Source organism: Devosia sp., assembly GCF_028290435.1.
In the GTDB taxonomy this organism is placed as follows: domain Bacteria; phylum Pseudomonadota; class Alphaproteobacteria; order Rhizobiales; family Devosiaceae; genus Devosia.
In genome coordinates this window covers 1-16,771 of record NZ_JAQGJV010000010.1, presented here as the reverse complement: position 1 = coordinate 16,771, position 16,771 = coordinate 1, and the positions used below count along the sequence as shown (strand labels likewise).

Annotated in this window: 16 protein-coding genes; 6 read left to right on the top strand and 10 right to left on the bottom strand. The window is 63.0% G+C overall.

Annotation, left to right across the window (positions count from 1 at the left end):
* Window positions 1–111 precede the first annotated feature (111 nt).
* From JWP26_RS03090 to JWP26_RS03075, 4 genes are all read left to right on the top strand, one after another.
* The gene (locus JWP26_RS03090; RefSeq protein WP_299723306.1) at window positions 112–726 is read left to right on the top strand and encodes a 2'-5' RNA ligase family protein; all 615 of its coding nucleotides are present in this window, start codon (window positions 112–114) and stop codon (window positions 724–726) included.
* A 137-nt stretch (window positions 727–863) separates the two neighbouring features.
* Window positions 864–1,820: a tetratricopeptide repeat protein gene (locus JWP26_RS03085; protein ID WP_299723303.1), complete on the top strand. Its 957-nt coding sequence runs from the start codon at window positions 864–866 to the stop codon at window positions 1,818–1,820.
* A 36-nt stretch (window positions 1,821–1,856) separates the two neighbouring features.
* Window positions 1,857–3,308 (top strand): ribosome biogenesis GTPase Der, encoded by a 1,452-nt coding sequence (gene der, locus JWP26_RS03080; protein ID WP_299723300.1) that lies wholly within the window; start codon window positions 1,857–1,859, stop codon window positions 3,306–3,308.
* A gap of 316 nt (window positions 3,309–3,624) precedes the next feature.
* Window positions 3,625–4,887 (top strand): hemolysin family protein, encoded by a 1,263-nt coding sequence (locus JWP26_RS03075; RefSeq protein ID WP_299723429.1) that lies wholly within the window; start codon window positions 3,625–3,627, stop codon window positions 4,885–4,887.
* Window positions 4,888–4,890: 3 nt separating this feature from the next.
* Here the strand turns inward: JWP26_RS03075 and JWP26_RS03070 are convergent, their stop codons facing one another.
* The 7 genes from JWP26_RS03070 to JWP26_RS03040 form a co-directional block, all read right to left on the bottom strand.
* Entirely contained in the window at window positions 4,891–5,505 is a 615-nt protein-coding gene (locus tag JWP26_RS03070; RefSeq protein WP_299723297.1) for a GNAT family N-acetyltransferase, read from the bottom strand.
* Window positions 5,506–5,524: 19 nt separating this feature from the next.
* On the bottom strand, window positions 5,525–6,259 hold the full coding sequence (locus JWP26_RS03065) for an SDR family NAD(P)-dependent oxidoreductase (RefSeq protein WP_299723294.1): 735 nt from the start codon (window positions 6,257–6,259) through the stop codon (window positions 5,525–5,527).
* Window positions 6,259–7,749, bottom strand: a complete 1,491-nt coding sequence (purF, locus tag JWP26_RS03060; RefSeq protein WP_299723291.1) for an amidophosphoribosyltransferase — start codon at window positions 7,747–7,749, stop codon at window positions 6,259–6,261. The genes JWP26_RS03065 and purF overlap by 1 nt, the downstream gene beginning before the upstream one ends.
* Before the next feature lie 168 nt (window positions 7,750–7,917).
* Window positions 7,918–8,565, bottom strand: a complete 648-nt coding sequence (locus JWP26_RS03055; protein ID WP_299723288.1) for a CvpA family protein — start codon at window positions 8,563–8,565, stop codon at window positions 7,918–7,920.
* Window positions 8,566–8,698: 133 nt separating this feature from the next.
* Window positions 8,699–10,102 (bottom strand): DNA repair protein RadA, encoded by a 1,404-nt coding sequence (gene radA, locus JWP26_RS03050; RefSeq protein ID WP_299723286.1) that lies wholly within the window; start codon window positions 10,100–10,102, stop codon window positions 8,699–8,701.
* A gap of 165 nt (window positions 10,103–10,267) precedes the next feature.
* The gene (alr, locus tag JWP26_RS03045; protein ID WP_299723283.1) at window positions 10,268–11,392 is read right to left on the bottom strand and encodes an alanine racemase; all 1,125 of its coding nucleotides are present in this window, start codon (window positions 11,390–11,392) and stop codon (window positions 10,268–10,270) included.
* Between the two features lies 1 nt (window position 11,393).
* Complete coding sequence (locus tag JWP26_RS03040; protein WP_299723280.1) at window positions 11,394–12,878, bottom strand: replicative DNA helicase; 1,485 nt, start codon at window positions 12,876–12,878, stop codon at window positions 11,394–11,396.
* Window positions 12,879–13,157: 279 nt separating this feature from the next.
* Here JWP26_RS03040 and JWP26_RS03035 point away from each other — a divergent pair, with 279 nt between their 5' ends.
* A complete protein-coding gene (locus JWP26_RS03035; protein WP_299723277.1) occupies window positions 13,158–13,832 on the top strand; it encodes a helix-turn-helix transcriptional regulator in 675 nt (224 codons plus the stop codon).
* A 97-nt stretch (window positions 13,833–13,929) separates the two neighbouring features.
* Window positions 13,930–15,072: an epoxide hydrolase family protein gene (locus JWP26_RS03030; protein WP_299723275.1), complete on the top strand. Its 1,143-nt coding sequence runs from the start codon at window positions 13,930–13,932 to the stop codon at window positions 15,070–15,072.
* 64 nt (window positions 15,073–15,136) lie between these two features.
* On the opposite strand, the gene rplI is transcribed toward JWP26_RS03030, so the two are convergent.
* The 3 genes from rplI to rpsF form a co-directional block, all read right to left on the bottom strand.
* Complete coding sequence (gene rplI, locus JWP26_RS03025) at window positions 15,137–15,709, bottom strand: 50S ribosomal protein L9 (protein ID WP_299723272.1); 573 nt, start codon at window positions 15,707–15,709, stop codon at window positions 15,137–15,139.
* A gap of 233 nt (window positions 15,710–15,942) precedes the next feature.
* Window positions 15,943–16,191 carry a 30S ribosomal protein S18 gene (gene rpsR, locus JWP26_RS03020; protein ID WP_299723426.1) on the bottom strand — a complete coding sequence of 83 codons (249 nt, stop codon included), beginning with the start codon at window positions 16,189–16,191 and terminating at the stop codon, window positions 15,943–15,945.
* A 23-nt stretch (window positions 16,192–16,214) separates the two neighbouring features.
* Entirely contained in the window at window positions 16,215–16,622 is a 408-nt protein-coding gene (rpsF, locus tag JWP26_RS03015; protein WP_299723269.1) for a 30S ribosomal protein S6, read from the bottom strand.
* Window positions 16,623–16,771 lie beyond the last annotated feature (149 nt).

Sequence of the window (16,771 nt, the reverse complement as noted above, 5' to 3'; positions counted from 1 at the left end):
GACACATGTTGACTCACTGGTTTCGTTCGCTATGTTCATAGAACAAATAGGGAACGAAGACCAGTGCGACATGACCCGCGCCAGCTCTGTCTCTTCGGCGCTCCGGCCAGCATGCCGGTGCGCCTGCGGGAAAAGGCGCGCCAGTTGCCGCACAAATTCTTCTTCGCTTTCCAGCCACGCGCCGATGAGGCGCTTGCCATATCGCAGCTCGCCGCGACGATGGCATCACAACACGGCGGCGTTCCGATACGAGCCGATAACCTGCATGTCTCACTGAACGGCGTCGGCGCGTACACGACTGTCCCAGCCGATATTGTTGATCGTGCAATCACCGCCGCCGCCGCCGTCGACTTTGCGCCGTTCGACGTCGTCTTCGATCGCTTCCTGACTTGGAACAACGGCCCCAAGCGGGCCACCGTAGTGCGCTGCAGCACCGGCGAGGCGGAACTGACCGCGCTTTACACGGCGATTTGCACAGCCATGATGCAAAGCGGCCTTCCCGCCGAAGAGGCGCCCGGCACCCCGCACATGACGCTATTCTACGGTGGCGCGGTTCTGCCCGAGCAGCATCTGCCGCAGCCATTCGGTTGGCGCGTCGGCCGGTTCTGCCTGATCCACAGCATTCACGGGACAGGGCGCCACAAAGTGCGCGGCGAATGGCTCCTCCGAGGCACACAAGCCGCGCTCGACCCTGACCGGCCGGGCACAACCCGCCTGCTGTTCTGACTCCACCATGGCTCGAACAGCGCGCTTTAGCGTGTATGCCGCCCCAACTCTGCAAACACCGGGAACCGCTGCATTTGCAATATGGAAGCCACGTGCTAAACGTGCGCGCAATTCGGCTCAAGACCATCAGGCACGCCATGTCTCAGGATAATATTTTTCGCGAAGTCGACGAGGAACTGCGCTCCGACCGGATGCGCAATTTCTGGCGTCGGTTCGCGCCCTATATCATTGGGGCCGCGGTCCTGGTCGTGGTCGGCGTCGCCGCCAATGAAGGCTGGACCTGGTATCACGCCAACAATGCCGCCAAGTCGTCGGACGAGCTTTATGCTGCGTTCGACCTGGCCGATGGCGGCGATATCGCCGCGGCGCAGACCCAGCTCGATACCCTGATCGCCGATGGCTCGGGCAGTTATCCGATGCTGGCCCAGTTCAAGCAGGCCGGCCTGCTCGCCAAGGATGGCAAGGTCACCGACGCGGTCGCCGCCTATGACGCACTGGCCGTCAGCCTCTCCAATCAGCGCCTGCGCGAACTCGCTCTTGTTCTCGGCGGCACGCTGATGGTCGACGCCGGCACCCTGGCCGATGTGCAGCAGCGCGTCGAAACCATCGCCACCGAAGGCAATCCGCTGCGCAACGCCGCCCGCGAAGCGATGGGCCTCGCCCAATACAAGGCCGGCAAGTTCACCGATGCCCAGGCCAGCTTCCAGGCCGTCATCGATGATCCGATGAGCCAGAGCACCGTGCGCAACCGCGTGGGCTACTATATCGCGGCCCTCACCTCGGCCGGCGATATCGCTCCAGCGCCGGTCGATCAGGCTGCCAAGGACGCTGCCGCTGCCGTCCAGAATATCGTCGGCGATGACATCACCGTCACCCCGGCGCCGGCACCCGCTCCCGAACCTGCTGTGACCCCGGCTCCCGCCGTGCCCGCGCCAGTTGCACCCGCGCCCGTTCCTGCGGCGCCGTCTATCGATCCTTCGGCATCGGCGCCGGCTGCTCCCGCCGCCACGCCGGCGCCTGCCACTCCGTCTGCGCCTGCCGCCGACGCCACCAAGCCTGCTGCCCCTGCGGAGGCTGAGCCGACCCTCGAATAGGGCCGGCCGCCTTCCCTCTGATCGGATATCTCTGCCATGACCGTCACCGTTGCTATTGTCGGTCGCCCCAATGTCGGCAAGTCCACGCTGTTCAATCGCCTCGTCGGCCGCAAGATCGCCCTGGTGGATGACACCCCCGGCGTCACCCGTGACCGCCGCGAGGCCGAGGGCCACATTGCCGACCTGACCTTCCGCATTCTCGATACTGCGGGCTATGAGGACGTCACCGACGGCAGCCTCGAAGACCGCATGCGCCAGCAGACCGAGCTGGCCATCAAGGAAGCCGACGTCATCCTGTTCATGATCGATGCCCGCGCCGGCGTGGTGCCGCTCGATCAGCGCTTCGCCCAGGTGCTGCGCAAGGCCGGCAAGGTCGTGCACCTCGTCGGCAACAAGTCCGAAAGCAAGGCCGCCGAATCGGGCCTGGTCGAAGCCTTCAAGCTTGGCTTTGGCGAGCCCATCGCCCTGTCGGCCGAACACGGCCTGGGCATGTCCGAGCTCTATTCCATCGTATCCCAGGCCATCGACGCCGCCGCCCTGGTGCAGGATGCCAAGGCCATTGCCGATCTTGAGGACATGCCCGAGACCGATGTCGACATCACCGAGGACATGCTGGAAGGTGAGGGCGACGAGGCAACTTTACGCTGGAATCCCAAGCGCTACCTCAACGTCGCCATCGTCGGCCGTCCTAATGCCGGGAAGTCCACCCTGATCAATCGCATGGTCGGCGAAGACCGCGTGCTGGTCGGCCCCGAAGCCGGCATCACCCGCGACAGCATTCTGGTGCCGTGGGAATGGGAAGGCCGCGTCATCAACCTGGTCGACACCGCCGGCATCCGCCGCCGCGCGCGCGTCCAGGAAAAGCTGGAAAAGCTCGCCGTCGGCGATAGCCTGCGCTCTATTCAATATGCCGAAGTCGTCGTGCTGATGCTCGATGCCACCATCCCGTTCGAGAAGCAGGATTTGGCGCTGGCGGATCTGGTCGAACGCGAGGGCAGGGCGCTCGTCATCGCCGTCAATAAATGGGACCTGATCGAGGACAAGAACGCCGCCTTGGCCGCCCTCAAGGAAGCCTGCACGCGGCTGCTGCCACAGATCCGCGGCGTCCCGCTGGTCACGTTGTCCGGCCTCACCGGCAAGAATATCGACAAGCTGATGGACGCGATCTTCAAGATCGAGCGTTCGTGGAACTCCCACGTCTCGACCGCGCGGCTCAATCGCTGGCTCGCCGGCATGGTCGAGGGGCATCCGCCTCCGGCCGTCTCGGGGCGTCGCCTCAAGATCCGCTACATGACCCAGGCCAAGACGCGGCCACCCAGCTTCATCCTGTTCGCCTCGCGTCCCGACGCCCTGCCGACGGCTTACCTGCGCTATCTCACCAATGGCCTGCGCGAAGCCTTCGACATCCAGGGCGCCCCCATCCGCCTCTGGGTCCGCGCCGGCAGCAAAAACCCCTACGACGACGTCTCCAAGCGCAAGCTGGGCTAACGTCCGCTCTGCTATGCCTTCCGGCCCTCTTATACTTCTCCCCGACTGGGAGAAGTATAAGAGGGCGCTGAGCTATCAGAATTCCTCTCCCCATCGGGGAGAGGGTGACCGAGCGAAGCGGAGGCGGGTGAGGGGGCCGGCGCCGCAAACAAGATGCGCCAAGCAGGGGCTTCACCTTTCAACCCCCACCGTCCCCGACATTTTTCTCCCCGCTATAGTGCAATCGCCCGATTTGCCCCTATAACTACAGCGTCCTAAGCGACCCGATGCTGAGTGCGGGGCCGCATATCGTGAAAACACCTTGTTCGTAGAAATCCTGATTGTCGTCGTTCTGACCATCATCAACGGTGCGTTGTCGATGTCCGAATTGGCGGTCGTGTCTGCCCGCCCCGCGCGCCTGCGCGTCTTTGCCGATCAAGGCAATAAGGGCGCCGCCATCGCCATCCGTCTCGCCGAAGACCCCGGCAAGTTCCTCTCGTCCGTGCAGATCGGCATCACGCTGGTCGGCGTGCTCTCGGGCGCCTTCTCCGGCGCCACGCTGGGCCTCCGGCTCACCGATTGGCTCGAAACCGTCGGTGTCGCCCCCAATGTCGCGGACGTGCTGGGCGTTGTCGTCGTTGTCGTCATCATCACCTATCTGTCGCTGATCCTGGGCGAACTGGTGCCCAAGCAGATCGCCCTGCGCGATCCAGAGCGCGTCGCCGCGCGCGTCGCGCCCGCAATGCAATTGCTGGCCCAGGTCGGCTCGCCCATCGTCTGGGTCCTCGATATTTCCGGCAAGGCCGTGCTGACCATTCTGGGCCAGCGCGGCGAAAGCGAGGAGACGGTGACCGAAGAAGAGGTCAAGACCATCATCGCCGAGGCCACCACCGCCGGCGTCATCGAAAGCGATGAGCATTCGATGATTTCCGGCGTCATGCGCCTGGCCGACCGCTCCGCTCGCGGTCTGATGACCCCGCGTCTCGATGTCGAGGTGATCGACCTCGCCGACGCTCCCGATGAAATCCGCCGCACCATCGTCGGCACCCATCGCTCGCGCCTGCTGGTGCAGGATGGCGATGCCGACTCCATCATTGGCGTCGTTGCCATCACCGACTTGATCTCTACTTTCGCCAATGGCCAGCCGTTGGAAATCCGCAAATTCGTGCGCCCGGTTCCCGTCGTGATGGACCACGCCGACGCGCTCGACGTCGTCCGCGCCATCCGCAATTCCACCGTCCACATGGCGCTGGTGGTGGATGAATATGGCCACTTCGAAGGTATCGTCACCTCGGGCGATATCCTCGAAGTCATCACCGGCGTGTTTCAGGAAGAGACCGGCGACGATCCGGCCGTAGTTCGCCGTGAAGATGGCTCCTATCTCGTCGCCGGTTGGATGCCCGTCGACGAATTCGCCGACCGTCTCGGCGTCGCCATCCCCAAGGACGCCAAGTTCGAAACCGTTGCCGGCTATGTGTTGTCCATCATCAACCGTCTGCCCGCCGAAGGCGAAACCTTCGAACATGGCGGTTGGAAATTCGAAGTCGTCGACCTCGACGGTCGCCGTATCGACAAGATGATGATGACGCGGATCGAATAAGAGTTAGGCTGGGTTGATCTTTTGGCCCAGCCATATCGCCTTGCCCGGCAGGGTGATCCGTTCAAAGCCCATCGCCTGCCAAAAGCCCATACCGCGCGCATTGGTGGGGCTGACGCCGACATGCACGCCGGGAACGCCCAGTACCCGCGCCTTCGCCATCCAGCGCTCGAACAGCTTGCGCCCCATACCGGTCCCCTGCAGCCGGGGCAGCAGGTTCATATGCATATGCGCGGGGAAGGGGCCGACGACCTCATCAGGTGTCTTGCCGGGGTGATGAATGGCGAAACTGCGCTTCTGGTCGGCATTCCAGCTTTCCGGCGTCGAGCCCGATGGATCGGCATATTGCCCGCGTAGCGCCGGCCACCAGTCCCGTTCGAGCTGCCGGTCGAACGCCCGCGTATCCGCCACGCCGACCACATAGCCGGCCAAACCCGCGTCGTCCTCGGCCACGAATGCCAGGTCCGGCGCTAGCATCGCATAGGGTGCCGAATAGATATGCCCGATCAACCGCCCGTCCTGATGCAGGGGCGACGCATCGCGGCCGGCATCGCCGGTGGCCAGCGAAATTGCATAAAGGCTGTCGAGGTCAGCCGTGGCAAATGGACGAACCAGGCTCATTCAATATCTCCGCAACGACTCAAAGCGCCACGAAGCCCTTTTGCGCCACGTCGTAAATCTGCCCGTTCTGCGTCAGGTTCGGCGAGACCATATCCACCAGCGCACCGGCAATTTCGCGCGGTTGTGGCAGCGTATCGGGATTTTCCCCCGGCATCGCCTTGGCCCGCATCGCCGTGCGCACGGCGCCCGGATAGAACACATTGGCCCGCACGCTGGTCTGCTCGACTTCGCCCGCATAGGCCTTGACCATGGCGTCCACCGCCGCCTTGCTGGCGGCATAAAGACCCCAATAAGGCCGCGCCGACTTGGCCGAAGACGACGACACGAATACCGCGCGCCCGGCATCGGCCTGACGCAACAGCAGGTCGGTCGAACGCAACAGGCGATAATTAGCCGTCACATTGACCGCCATGACCTTCTCGAACTCTTCCGGCGCAACATGGGGCAGGGGCGACAGCGTGCCCAGCATGCCCGCATTGGCAATCAACCCGTCGAGCGCGCCCCAGCGCTCGAAGATTGCCGCACCCAGCCGGTCGATAGCGTCGCCATCGCGCAGGTCGAGCGGCACCAGCGTCGCCGACGAGCCCAGGTCCTGGATTTCGTCGTCGAGTTCCTCAAGGCCCCCGACCGTGCGTGCGACCGCCACCACATGGGCCCCGCGACGCGCGGCCTCCCTGGCGCTGGCATAGCCAATTCCGCGCGAGGCGCCGGTGACGAGGACGACTTTGCCGGCAAGATCTTGCGTATCAGCCACTAACCGGCCTCTCGAAGCAGGGAAATTTGTTTCGGCTCGTTCTTGGCCCGACCGTTGAGATCGGTCAACTGCGTCGGATAGTCGCCGGTGAAATAATGATCGGTGAACTGCGGCGCGAGGTTATTGCGCGGCTCGCCGCCAACGGCGTCGTAGAGCCCGTCGATGGACAGGAAGGCCAGCGAGTCGGCGCCGATAAAGCGGCACATCGCTTCCAGGTCCTTGTATTGATTGGCCAGCAGCTTCTCTGGATCGGGCGTATCGATGCCGTAATAATCCGAATACCGGATCATCGGGCTGGCGACGCGGATATGCACCTCGGTAGCGCCCGCGTCGCGCATCATCTGCACGATCTTGACCGACGTCGTCCCGCGTACGATCGAATCGTCGATCAGCACGACCCGCTTGCCATCGATTTCGGCACGATTGGCCGAATGCTTGAGCTTCACCCCAAACGCGCGAATGGACTGCGTCGGCTCGATGAAGGTGCGCCCTACATAATGGTTGCGGATGATGCCCAGTTCGAACGGAATGCCGCTGGCCTGCGCATAGCCGATAGCTGCCGGCGTGCCACCATCGGGCACTGGCACCACCACGTCGGCCTCGACCGGCGCTTCCTTGGCCAGATTAATGCCCATGCGCTTGCGTGCCGTATAGACGCTGCGGCCGGCCACCACCGAATCGGGGCGCGCGAAATACACATATTCAAACAGGCATGGCCGTTCCGGCTCGGGCCGCACCGGCTTGCGGGCTTCGATGGTGATCGAGCCATCAGGCTGCAACTCGCAGATCACGACCTCGCCGTTCTCGACGTCCCGCACATATTTGGCGCCGATAATGTCCAGCGCGCAGGTCTCCGAACAGAAAATCGGCTTGCCATCGAGTTCGCCCATCACCAGCGGCCTGATGCCGATCGGGTCGCGTGCGGCAATCAGCTTGGTGCGGGTCACTGCCAGCATGGCGTAGCCGCCTTCCATCTGCCGCAGCGCGTCGATGAAGCGATCCGTGGTCGAGGTGTGCCGCGAGCGCGCGATCAGGTGCAGCACCACCTCGGTATCAGAGGTCGATTGGCAGATGGCGCCCGTGGCGATGATCTGCCGGCGCAGCGTCAGGCCATTGGTGAAATTGCCATTATGCGCGATGGCAATACCGCCCGCTTCCAGTTCCGCGAACAGCGGCTGCACATTGCGCAGCGCCACTTCGCCGGTGGTGGAATAGCGCGTATGGCCGATGGCCATGGTGCCAGGCAGCTTGGCCAGCAGGGCCGGGTCGGTATAGTGGTCGCCGACCAGCCCCATGCGCTTTTCGGTATAAAACTGTCGGCCGTCAAAACTGACGATGCCGGCCGCTTCCTGGCCGCGATGCTGCAGCGCATGCAGGCCCAGCGCCGTCAGCGTCGAGGCGTCGCTATGCCCCAAAATGCCAAACACGCCGCACTCTTCATGCAGCGTGTCGCCATCGATATCGAAAGTGTCGTCGCTCGGATGGTTCACCGGGCTCTCCATTCCAATGCTGCCTCAACCGCAGAAACTGGCGCGCCGCCAGCGGCGGCGCCATGATCAGGCATCCCCATGCATTGCTGGGTCGCCTAATCGTCAAGCCCATCATAGTGGGCTTCTGGTTCATCGTGTGGCGAGTGACGCACACTCACCGCAATATGATCAAAGATTGGTCGCCGGTGCGACTGGCGCTGCCGGAGCGGGAACGGTGGTACCGGCCTCGGGAACGCTGGAATCTTCGGTTTCGTCGGTGCCTTCGGCAGCCGCGCCGGTGGGATCAGTTGGATCCTCGGTCAGCCCCGTGCCACCCTTGAGGATTTCCGTAACCTGCTTCTCCAGGTCCGGCGGCAGCATGGCGATTAGCGAATTGCCCATCTGGGTCAGGTGCGGCAGCGACTGCGATTCCTTCGCCCACGGGGGCAGGTTCGAACCCAGCAGCCAGGTGCCGAAAATAGTGACGACGATGGCGATCAGCAGGCCGCGCAACACGCCGAATACGAAGCCCAGCGTGCGGTCGATCGGGCCGATCTTGCTGTCCACCACGAAATCGGCGATCCGCATGGTCAGCAGATGCAGCACAATCAGCGCGACGATGAAGCTGACCACCACGGTGGCGATATCGGCAACGGTCGGATCGGCAATGTAGCCCTGCGCGATCTCCGGATGGTACTTCCACATATAGATGGCGATGGCGGCCGAGCCTGCCCATGTTACCAGCGAGAGCACTTCGCGCGTCAGTCCCCGCGCCGTGGCGAGGATCGCCGAGATCAGCACAAGCACTCCGATACCAACGTCGAACGCAGTCAGCATGATGGTTTCGCCAGCTCCAGAAGAGGCCCAGAGCCCCATATGGCGCTTCGTTTAGCCGCTTTAGCCGCCGCTGCCAAGGGCGCGCGGGCCCTGCACGGCCAATGTTCCCAGAAAGCATGCTGAGGAGTTACGCTCAGGCCCATTCGTCCACCTTCGCCGCCGGCTTCTGCCCCTTGGCGGCGATCCGGCCCACCAGGTCCGCCAGGTTGGTGAACTCCGACACCTCCAGCCCGCTATTACGGTCCGCCGCGCTGAGCCGTCCGGTCGACACCGATTTGAACCCCAGCTTATGCGCCTCGCGTAGCCGCAATGACCCATGCACCACCGGGCGAATGCCGCCCGCCAGCGAGATCTCGCCGAAATACACCGACTCCGACGGCAGGGGCGAACCGGTCAGCGAGGAAATCAACGCCGCCGCCACTGCCAGGTCCGCCGCGGGCTCATTGATCTTCAAGCCGCCAGCGACATTGAGGTAGATGTCATTGGCGCCGATACGCACACCGCAGCGCGTCTCCAGCACCGCCAGCACCATCGAAAGCCGCGAAGAATCCCAGCCCACGACAGCTCGTCGCGGCGTGCCGAGCGGGGAGGGCGCCACCAGCGCCTGGATTTCGATCAGCAGGGGCCGCGTACCCTCCATGCCGGCAAACACCGCCGAGCCGGCCGCGCCTTCGTCGCGCTGGTCGAGGAACAGCGCCGATGGATTGGCGACCTGGGCCAGGCCCAAAGCCGTCATTTCGAACACGCCGATCTCGTCCGTAGCGCCATAGCGATTTTTGACACCGCGTAAAATCCGGAACGTGTGGCTCGAATCGCCCTCGAAATACAGCACCGCATCCACCATGTGCTCGACGACGCGGGGCCCGGCGATCTGCCCGTCCTTGGTCACATGCCCGACCAGCACCACTGCCGCGCCGCTCTTTTTGGCGAACCGCGTCAGGGCCTGCGCCGAAGTGCGCACCTGCGTCACCGTCCCCGGCGCGCTGTCCACCCTGTCAGTCCACAGCGTCTGGATCGAATCGATGATCACGAGGTCCGGCGGCGCGCCGTTCTCCAGCGTCGCCAGAATGATCTCCACATTGGTCTCGGCAGCCAGCAGCACTTCGGCTTCACTTAGCCCCAGCCGCTGGGCTCGCAGCCGTACCTGCGCGACGGCCTCTTCGCCCGACACATAGACCACGCGCTTGCCGCGATTGGCCAAAGCCGCCGCAGCCTGAAGAAGCAGCGTCGATTTGCCGATGCCCGGATCGCCCGCAAAGAGCAGCGCCGACCCCATCACGAAGCCACCACCGGTCACCCGGTCCAGCTCGGCAATGCCGCTGACTACCCGCGCCGCGCTCTCGGTTTCCCCCGACAGCGGCACCAGATTGGCCGCCTTGCCACCCGCCTTGGCCGATTTCGGACCCGCGCCGACCCCGCTATCGGTCAGTTCCTCGACAATGGTGTTCCAGTCCCCGCACGCATCGCAACGGCCCTGCCAGCGCGACGTGACGGCGCCGCAGGCCTGGCAGATGAAGGACGAGCGGGATTTGGCCAATTGTCTTCCTGACGCATGCAGCGAGAAGGCGCGGGTGCTGGTGCCATTCCCGCAAAGGCTGAAATCCGTCCACCGCTGGCGCCGCGAGTGGATGTCCGCCTATGCGGGAATGACAGCAGCGATTATGCACATAGCGTTCGGCGTATCAAGAACAAATAGCGAACACTAGCCGAGATTGCCGTCGCCGACATAATTGCGGGTGTACCGCCCTTTGAGCGAGGTCAGGATTTCGTAGCCGATGGTACCCGCCGAATCGGCCTGGTCGTCCACGCCGAGCGTGGGGCCCAGCACTTCGACGCCCTCGCCGGGCTTGGGCAGGTTGTCGCCCAGTTCGGTCACGTCAACGATGCTGGTATCCATCGATATCCGCCCCAGCACCGGGCAAAGCCGCCCGTTGACCACCACTTTAGCGCCCGGCCGAGTATTGGAGCCCGAGGCCGACCGCAGGAAACCGTCGGCATAACCATAGGCAATGATGGCCAGCCGGCTATCGCGCGCCAGCGTATAGTTGGCGCCGTAACCTACGGTTTCACCGGTGCGCGCTTCCTTGACCTGCAGGATCGGCACATGCAGCGTCACAACCGGCGCCATTGGGTTCTTGCGTCCGACGACCGCGCGGCCGCCATAAAGTGCGATACCCGGCCGCACCATCTGGAAATGATAATCGCGCCCGGTCATCAGTCCAGCCGAATTGGCCAGCGAGGCCGGAATGCCGGGAAACTGCGCCATCACTGAGCCGAACAGCGCCAATTGCGTGCGGTTCTTTTCGTGATTGGGCTGATCCGCACACGCCAGGTGGCTCATGATCATCTGCGGCGCATAGCCCAGCGTTTCGATGCGCTGTTTGACCAGACTCGCCTCGTTGAGGCGGAAACCCAGCCGGTTCATGCCGGTGTCGAAATGGAAGGCGGACGCATAGGCCTCGTTGCGTTCGAGGCACTTGGCCAGCCATTCCTCCAGCATCGGCATCGAGCCGATGACGGGCATCAGATTCTGCCGCACATAGAGGTTGGCCGCGCCGGGATAGAGCCCGCCCAGCACGAAAATATGCGCGTCGGGCAGGGCACTGCGCACCGCGATGGCCTCGTCCGGCGTGGCGACAAAGAAAAACCGCGCCCCCGCCGCATAGAGCGCCTTACTCGACGGCGCGATGCCGGTGCCATAGGCGTCGGCCTTGACCACCGCGCCCGTGAGCGCGCCTGCGCTGACCTTGTCGAGCGCACGCCAATTGCGGGCCAATGCCCCCAGATCGATGCTGAGCAGGCCCCCCAGGCCAGACGTGACGCTCATATTACTCCATGCGCTCAGGCAGATAGTCGGTGCGTGCCAGATTGCCGAAGCGCGTGAATTGCGCCTCGAACGATAGCTGCACCGTACCGGTAGGACCGTGGCGCTGTTTGCCGATGATCACTTCGGCCTTGCCGTGCACCTTGTCCATTTCCCCTTGCCACGTCAAATGTTCGGGCGAGCCCTCCTTGGGCTCCTTGTTCTTGAGATAATACTCTTCCCGGTAAACAAACATCACCACGTCGGCGTCCTGCTCGATAGAGCCCGATTCGCGCAGATCCGCCAGTTGTGGATGCTTGTCGTCGCGATTTTCGACCTGACGCGAGAGCTGGCTCAGCGCAATGATCGGCACTTCCAGCTCCTTGGCCAATGCCTTGAGCGTGGTGGTGATTTCGGTCAGTTCCTGAACGCGGTTCTGGCTGGAGGCTTTGGACGACCCCGACAGCAATTGCAGATAGTCTACCACCAGCAGGTCCAGCCCCTTCTGCCGCTTCAGCCGCCGCGCCCGCGCCGCGAGCTGCGCCACGCTGATACCGCCGGTGTCGTCGATATAGAGCGGCATTTGCGCCATCAGGTTGGACGTGTCCACCAGCTTGGCGAACTGGCTTTCGTGGATATTGCCGCGCCGAATGTCGGACGATGAAATCTGCGCCTGCTCGGCCAGAATACGCGTGGCGAGCTGTTCGGAACTCATTTCCAGGCTGAAGAAGCCAACGATCCCGCCATCAACGGTCTTGCGATGCCCATCCGGCGTCACGTCGCCCTTCCACGCCTTGGCGACATGGAAGGCGATATTGGTCACGAGCGCCGTCTTGCCCATTGCAGGGCGTGCCGCCAGAATGATCAAATCGCTGCGCTGCAAGCCGCCCATCAACCGGTCGAGATCGGTCAACCCGGTTGAGGTTCCCGAGAGCGAGCCGTCGCGCCCATAGGCTTCGCCGGCCATCTGGATCGCATCTTTCAGCGCGGCATTGAACGGCTGGAAGCCGCCGTCGTAACGCCCTTTTTCCGCTAGTTGAAACAGGGCGCCTTCGACCTCCTCGATCTGCTTTTCCGGCGTGACGTCGACCTCGGACTCGTATGCCGTCGACACCATCTCCTCGCCGATCAGAATCAGCGAGCGCCGCAGCGCCAGGTCGTGGATCATGCGGCCATAGTCGGCGGCGTTCAGAACCGTCGTGGCCTCAGCCGCCAGGCGCGCCAGATACTGCGCCATGGTCATGTCGGCGAGCAGGTTTTCGGGCAGGTGCGTCTTGATGGTAATCGGATCGGCCGATTTGCCGGCGCGCACGAACTTGCCGATCACCTCATAGATTTCACGGTGAATCGGCTCGTAGAAATGGATGGGTTCGAGAAAATCTGAGACCCGGTAAAACGCTTCGTTATTGACGAGAACGGCGCCCAGCAGCGCCTGCTCAGCCTCAACGTTGTGCGGAGCGAGGCGGAAGGACTTGTCCTCCGCGGGATGAAGCCGTGCGATTTCAGCCATCATGTGCCTCGGGGTGAAAGTTAACGTTTCTTAACCACGGGGGTTGATCACGAGTCTCGACCTACCTGCCGCACGGTTAACGTTGTGCGAATGGCCCCTGTGAACTGTGTGGACAACGGGGAATGTTCGCATTTTGTTTTGCATATGCTCAAGGCAGCAAAATGACCGAGTCGCGCCTGTTTCCCAAGACCGGGCAGGGCGCCTTTCCCGCGGGGCGGTGGACAGGCGACCGCCGAACGCCGATGATGTGGCGCCCGCAACTGGGATAGCGCGCCGACCATGCCCATTGTAACGCATGCCACAGGCCTCGTGTCGCCCCTGGTTCGCGACGTCAGCCTCACCACCTTTACCGAAGCCAGCCAGATGGCGATCCTGCCCGACGGCTGCTGGGACATTGCGGTCCTCAAACGCCGCGATCGGCTCATGGTCCTCCGCACGGGGATGACCACCAGGCCAGTGACCTATATCGCCGACCCTGGCGATGAAATTCTCTCCATCTCCTTCAACCCGGATAGTTTCATGCCTTTGATGCCGGGGGAGCGGATGCGCGACGAGGGCGTGCTGATGCCAATGATCGGCCAGGACCGCTTCTGGATCGGCACCGACGTGGTGGAAATTCCCAATTTCGCCAATGTGGATGGCTTTATCCAGCGGCTGGCCCGCGCCGAGATCGTCGAAACCAATGCGGCGGTCTCGTCGGTCGTGCAAGGCAAGCCGATGGCCATGTCGGAGCGGACCTTGCAGCGTCATTTCCTGCGCACCACCGGCCTGACCTACAAGGGCTTCACCCAGATCGAGCGCGCCCGCAAGGCCATGTCTCTGCTGCAGGCTGGCGGCCTCGCCGCCGATGTCGCTTTCGCGCTCGGCTATTCCGACCAGCCCCACATGATCCGCTCGCTCAAGGCCTTCATGGGCCAGACTCCGCGCGCCATCGCCACGGGCGCGCCACCCTGAAACTGTCGGATTTCTTCAATCCTGATCCGGCCGCGCTGGCTAGAACAAGGGGGCCCGGTGAGCTCGATCTCACCTAAACCCAATCAGGAGAACGAGAATGTCCACCATTACCCCGTTCAAAATTGCCGTCGCGGATGCTGCCCTCGATGATCTCAAGGCGCGTTTGGCCCAGACGGTTCTTCCCTCCGTCACCACCGATGGGTGGGAGCAGGGGCCCGCGCTCTCCTATGTCGAGACCATGCTCGCACGCCTGCGCACCGGGTTCGATTGGCGCGCCCAGGAAGCCGCGATCAATCGGCACCCCCAATTCACCACCACCATCGATGGCCAGAACCTGCATTTCATCCACGTCAAATCGGCCGAGGCGAATGCTACCCCGCTGCTGCTGATCCATGGCTGGCCGGGCTCGTTCGTCGAATTCCTCGGCGTCATCGGCCCATTGACCGATCCTGTCTCCCATGGCGGCAAAGCCGAGAATGCCTTCGACGTCGTAATCCCATCCTTGCCTGGCTTTGGTTTTTCCGGCCCCACCAAGGAAGCCGGCTGGAACAATGGCCGCATCGCTCGCGCGCTGATCGAGCTGATGAGCCGTCTGGATTACGCCCGCTTCGGCGTGCAGGGCGGCGACGCCGGGGCCATCATCGGCCCTGAAATCGGCCGCATCGCGCCCGAAAAGGTGATCGGCATCCAGCTGAACGCCGCGACCATGGGCTTCATCCCGATGGGGCCAATCGAACCGGAGGTCATCGCCACGTTCAACGAGCGCGAACTGGCCCGCGTGCAGCGGCTGCAACGCTTCATGGCCGAGCATTTCGGCTTCAACGCCGTCCAGTCCAGTCGTCCACAGTCCCTGGCCTATGCCGTCTCCGACTCGCCTATCGGCCTTTTGGCCTGGATCAGCGACCTGTTCACTAGCTTTGGCGATCGGCCCAATGCGGTTGATGCCGACGCCTTCCTTACCAATGCGCTGGTTTACTGGTTCACCGGAACGGCGGCTTCCTCGATGCGGCTCTACTACGAAAATGCCCATGATCCCGAGGCCTGGAGCCCCAAGGCGAATTCGGGTGTTCCCACCGGCGTGGCCGTGTTCGGCTATGACGAAGTGCCGATCCGTCGCTTTGGCGAACAGTCCAACACCATCGTGCGCTGGACCGAACTGGACGAAGGCGGCCATTATGCCGTGCTGGAAGTGCCCGGCATCTGGATTGGTGAAGTGCGCGAATTCTTTGCCGGCCTCTAAGGCCTGGCACAAACGAAAAGGGCCGGGCTTGCGCCCGGCCTCTCAGTCGATAAGTCCCAAAAAATCAGACTTCGTCGTCGAAGCGGTCGTCCTGCTGGGCGTCCTTCTGGCCGGCGGCGAAATCGCTGGCTTCGTCTTGTTCGTACTGGATCACGGTGATGTCTTCGCCGGCATCCTGGCGCGATGCTTCGTCGGTGGAACGGGCAACGTTGACCTTGATGGTCACGGCCACTTCCGAGTGCAGGTTCAGCGACACTGTGTGCACGCCGACCGACTTGATCGGGTCTGCGAGGTCGACCTGCGAACGCTGGATCGTGAAGCCATCAGCCTGCAGTGCTTCCACGATATCGCGCGATGCGACCGAACCGTAGAGCTGGCCGGTTTCGCCGGCCTGGCGGATGATGACGACGGTCTTGCCGTTGAGGCCTTCGGCAATGCCGGCGGCTGCGTTGCGGCGTTCGTCGTTGCGCTTTTCGATATTGACGCGTTCGACGGCAAACTTGGCGCGATTGCCTTCCGTAGCGCGGAGTGCCTTGCCCTGGGGCAAGAGGAAGTTACGGGCAAAGCCGTCCTTGACGGTGACTTCGTCGCCGATCGAACCGGTGCGCGCGATGCGCTCGAGCAGAATAACTTTCATAGCAATATTCCTTTGGCTGTCCCACCCTCGGGTGGTTAGGGGCCTCGGACCATCCGAAACCCCAACGATGTGCCCCTGAGAGCACTGGCCACTGCCGTGGGGCAGTAGGCCGAACAGAAAGTCGTTGGGCTGGATAAGATAGTGCTGGTTCGCGAGAACCGGAGCGGAGCTTACTGAAGTACGTGAGCACCGGAAGCGCAGCGAACCGCCGCTAGATCGCCAGCCCAGCGAACTTACTGGATGGCATACGGCATGATGCCGATGAAGCGGGCACGCTTGATCGCGCGAGCCAGTTCACGCTGCTTCAGCGCCGAAACGGCAGTGATGCGGCTTGGCACAATCTTGCCGCGCTCGGAGACGTAGCGGCTCAGCAGGCGCACGTCCTTGTAGTCGATCTTTGGTGCGCCTTCGCCCGAGAACGGGCAGGTCTTGCGCCGGCGCTGGAACGGACGGCGGGCCTGGGCGGTAGTTAGGTCACGAATTGCCATAGCTTTGGGTCCTTATCTTAGAAACGGCGCGGACGGCGTTCGCCGCCGCCAAAACGGTCGCCACCACGATCGGGACGGCCACCGCCATCGCGGTCGTCGCGATCGCGCTTCTGCATCATTGCCGACGGGCCTTCTTCCAGCTCGTCCACGCGCACGGTCATGAAGCGCAGGATGTCTTCATTGATGCGCATCAGGCGTTCCATTTCGGCCACGGCCGAATGCGGAGCGTCGATGTTCAGCAGCGAATAATGCGCCTTGCGGTTCTTGCGAATGCGGTAAGCGAGCGTCTTGACGCCCCAGTATTCATTCTTGGTAACCTTGCCGCCGCCGTTGACGAGCATCTCGGTCAGCTGGTTGGTCAATTCCTCGACCTGCTGGGCGGAAACATCCTGCCGCGCCAGAAAGATATGTTCATAGAGGGCCATGAAGCGCCTTTCTATTCCAGAGTTACAACTCGCAAACATTGGCGCGGAGCCCCTTTGAAGCCTGGAAAGGCGTCAAAGAATTCTTGCAAAGAGCGGGAACACGGGAGGACGGGATTGCAACCCTGCCGGCCATTTTCACAAATAGCCAA

What these genes read in the sequence shown, in the direction of transcription:
- rpsF (WP_299723269.1), bottom strand. Translation starts at nt 16,622, where the DNA reads ATGGCCCTCTATGAACATATCTTTCTGGCGCGGCAGGATGTTTCCGCC.
- rplI (WP_299723272.1), bottom strand. Translation starts at nt 15,709, where the DNA reads ATGAAAGTTATTCTGCTCGAGCGCATCGCGCGCACCGGTTCGATCGGC.
- JWP26_RS03085 (WP_299723303.1), top strand. Translation starts at nt 864, where the DNA reads ATGTCTCAGGATAATATTTTTCGCGAAGTCGACGAGGAACTGCGCTCC.
- JWP26_RS03055 (WP_299723288.1), bottom strand. Translation starts at nt 8,565, where the DNA reads ATGCTGACTGCGTTCGACGTTGGTATCGGAGTGCTTGTGCTGATCTCG.
- JWP26_RS03070 (WP_299723297.1), bottom strand. Translation starts at nt 5,505, where the DNA reads ATGAGCCTGGTTCGTCCATTTGCCACGGCTGACCTCGACAGCCTTTAT.
- alr (WP_299723283.1), bottom strand. Translation starts at nt 11,392, where the DNA reads ATGAGCGTCACGTCTGGCCTGGGGGGCCTGCTCAGCATCGATCTGGGG.
- der (WP_299723300.1), top strand. Translation starts at nt 1,857, where the DNA reads ATGACCGTCACCGTTGCTATTGTCGGTCGCCCCAATGTCGGCAAGTCC.
- JWP26_RS03090 (WP_299723306.1), top strand. Translation starts at nt 112, where the DNA reads ATGCCGGTGCGCCTGCGGGAAAAGGCGCGCCAGTTGCCGCACAAATTC.
- JWP26_RS03040 (WP_299723280.1), bottom strand. Translation starts at nt 12,878, where the DNA reads ATGGCTGAAATCGCACGGCTTCATCCCGCGGAGGACAAGTCCTTCCGC.
- JWP26_RS03030 (WP_299723275.1), top strand. Translation starts at nt 13,930, where the DNA reads ATGTCCACCATTACCCCGTTCAAAATTGCCGTCGCGGATGCTGCCCTC.
- JWP26_RS03035 (WP_299723277.1), top strand. Translation starts at nt 13,158, where the DNA reads ATGCCCATTGTAACGCATGCCACAGGCCTCGTGTCGCCCCTGGTTCGC.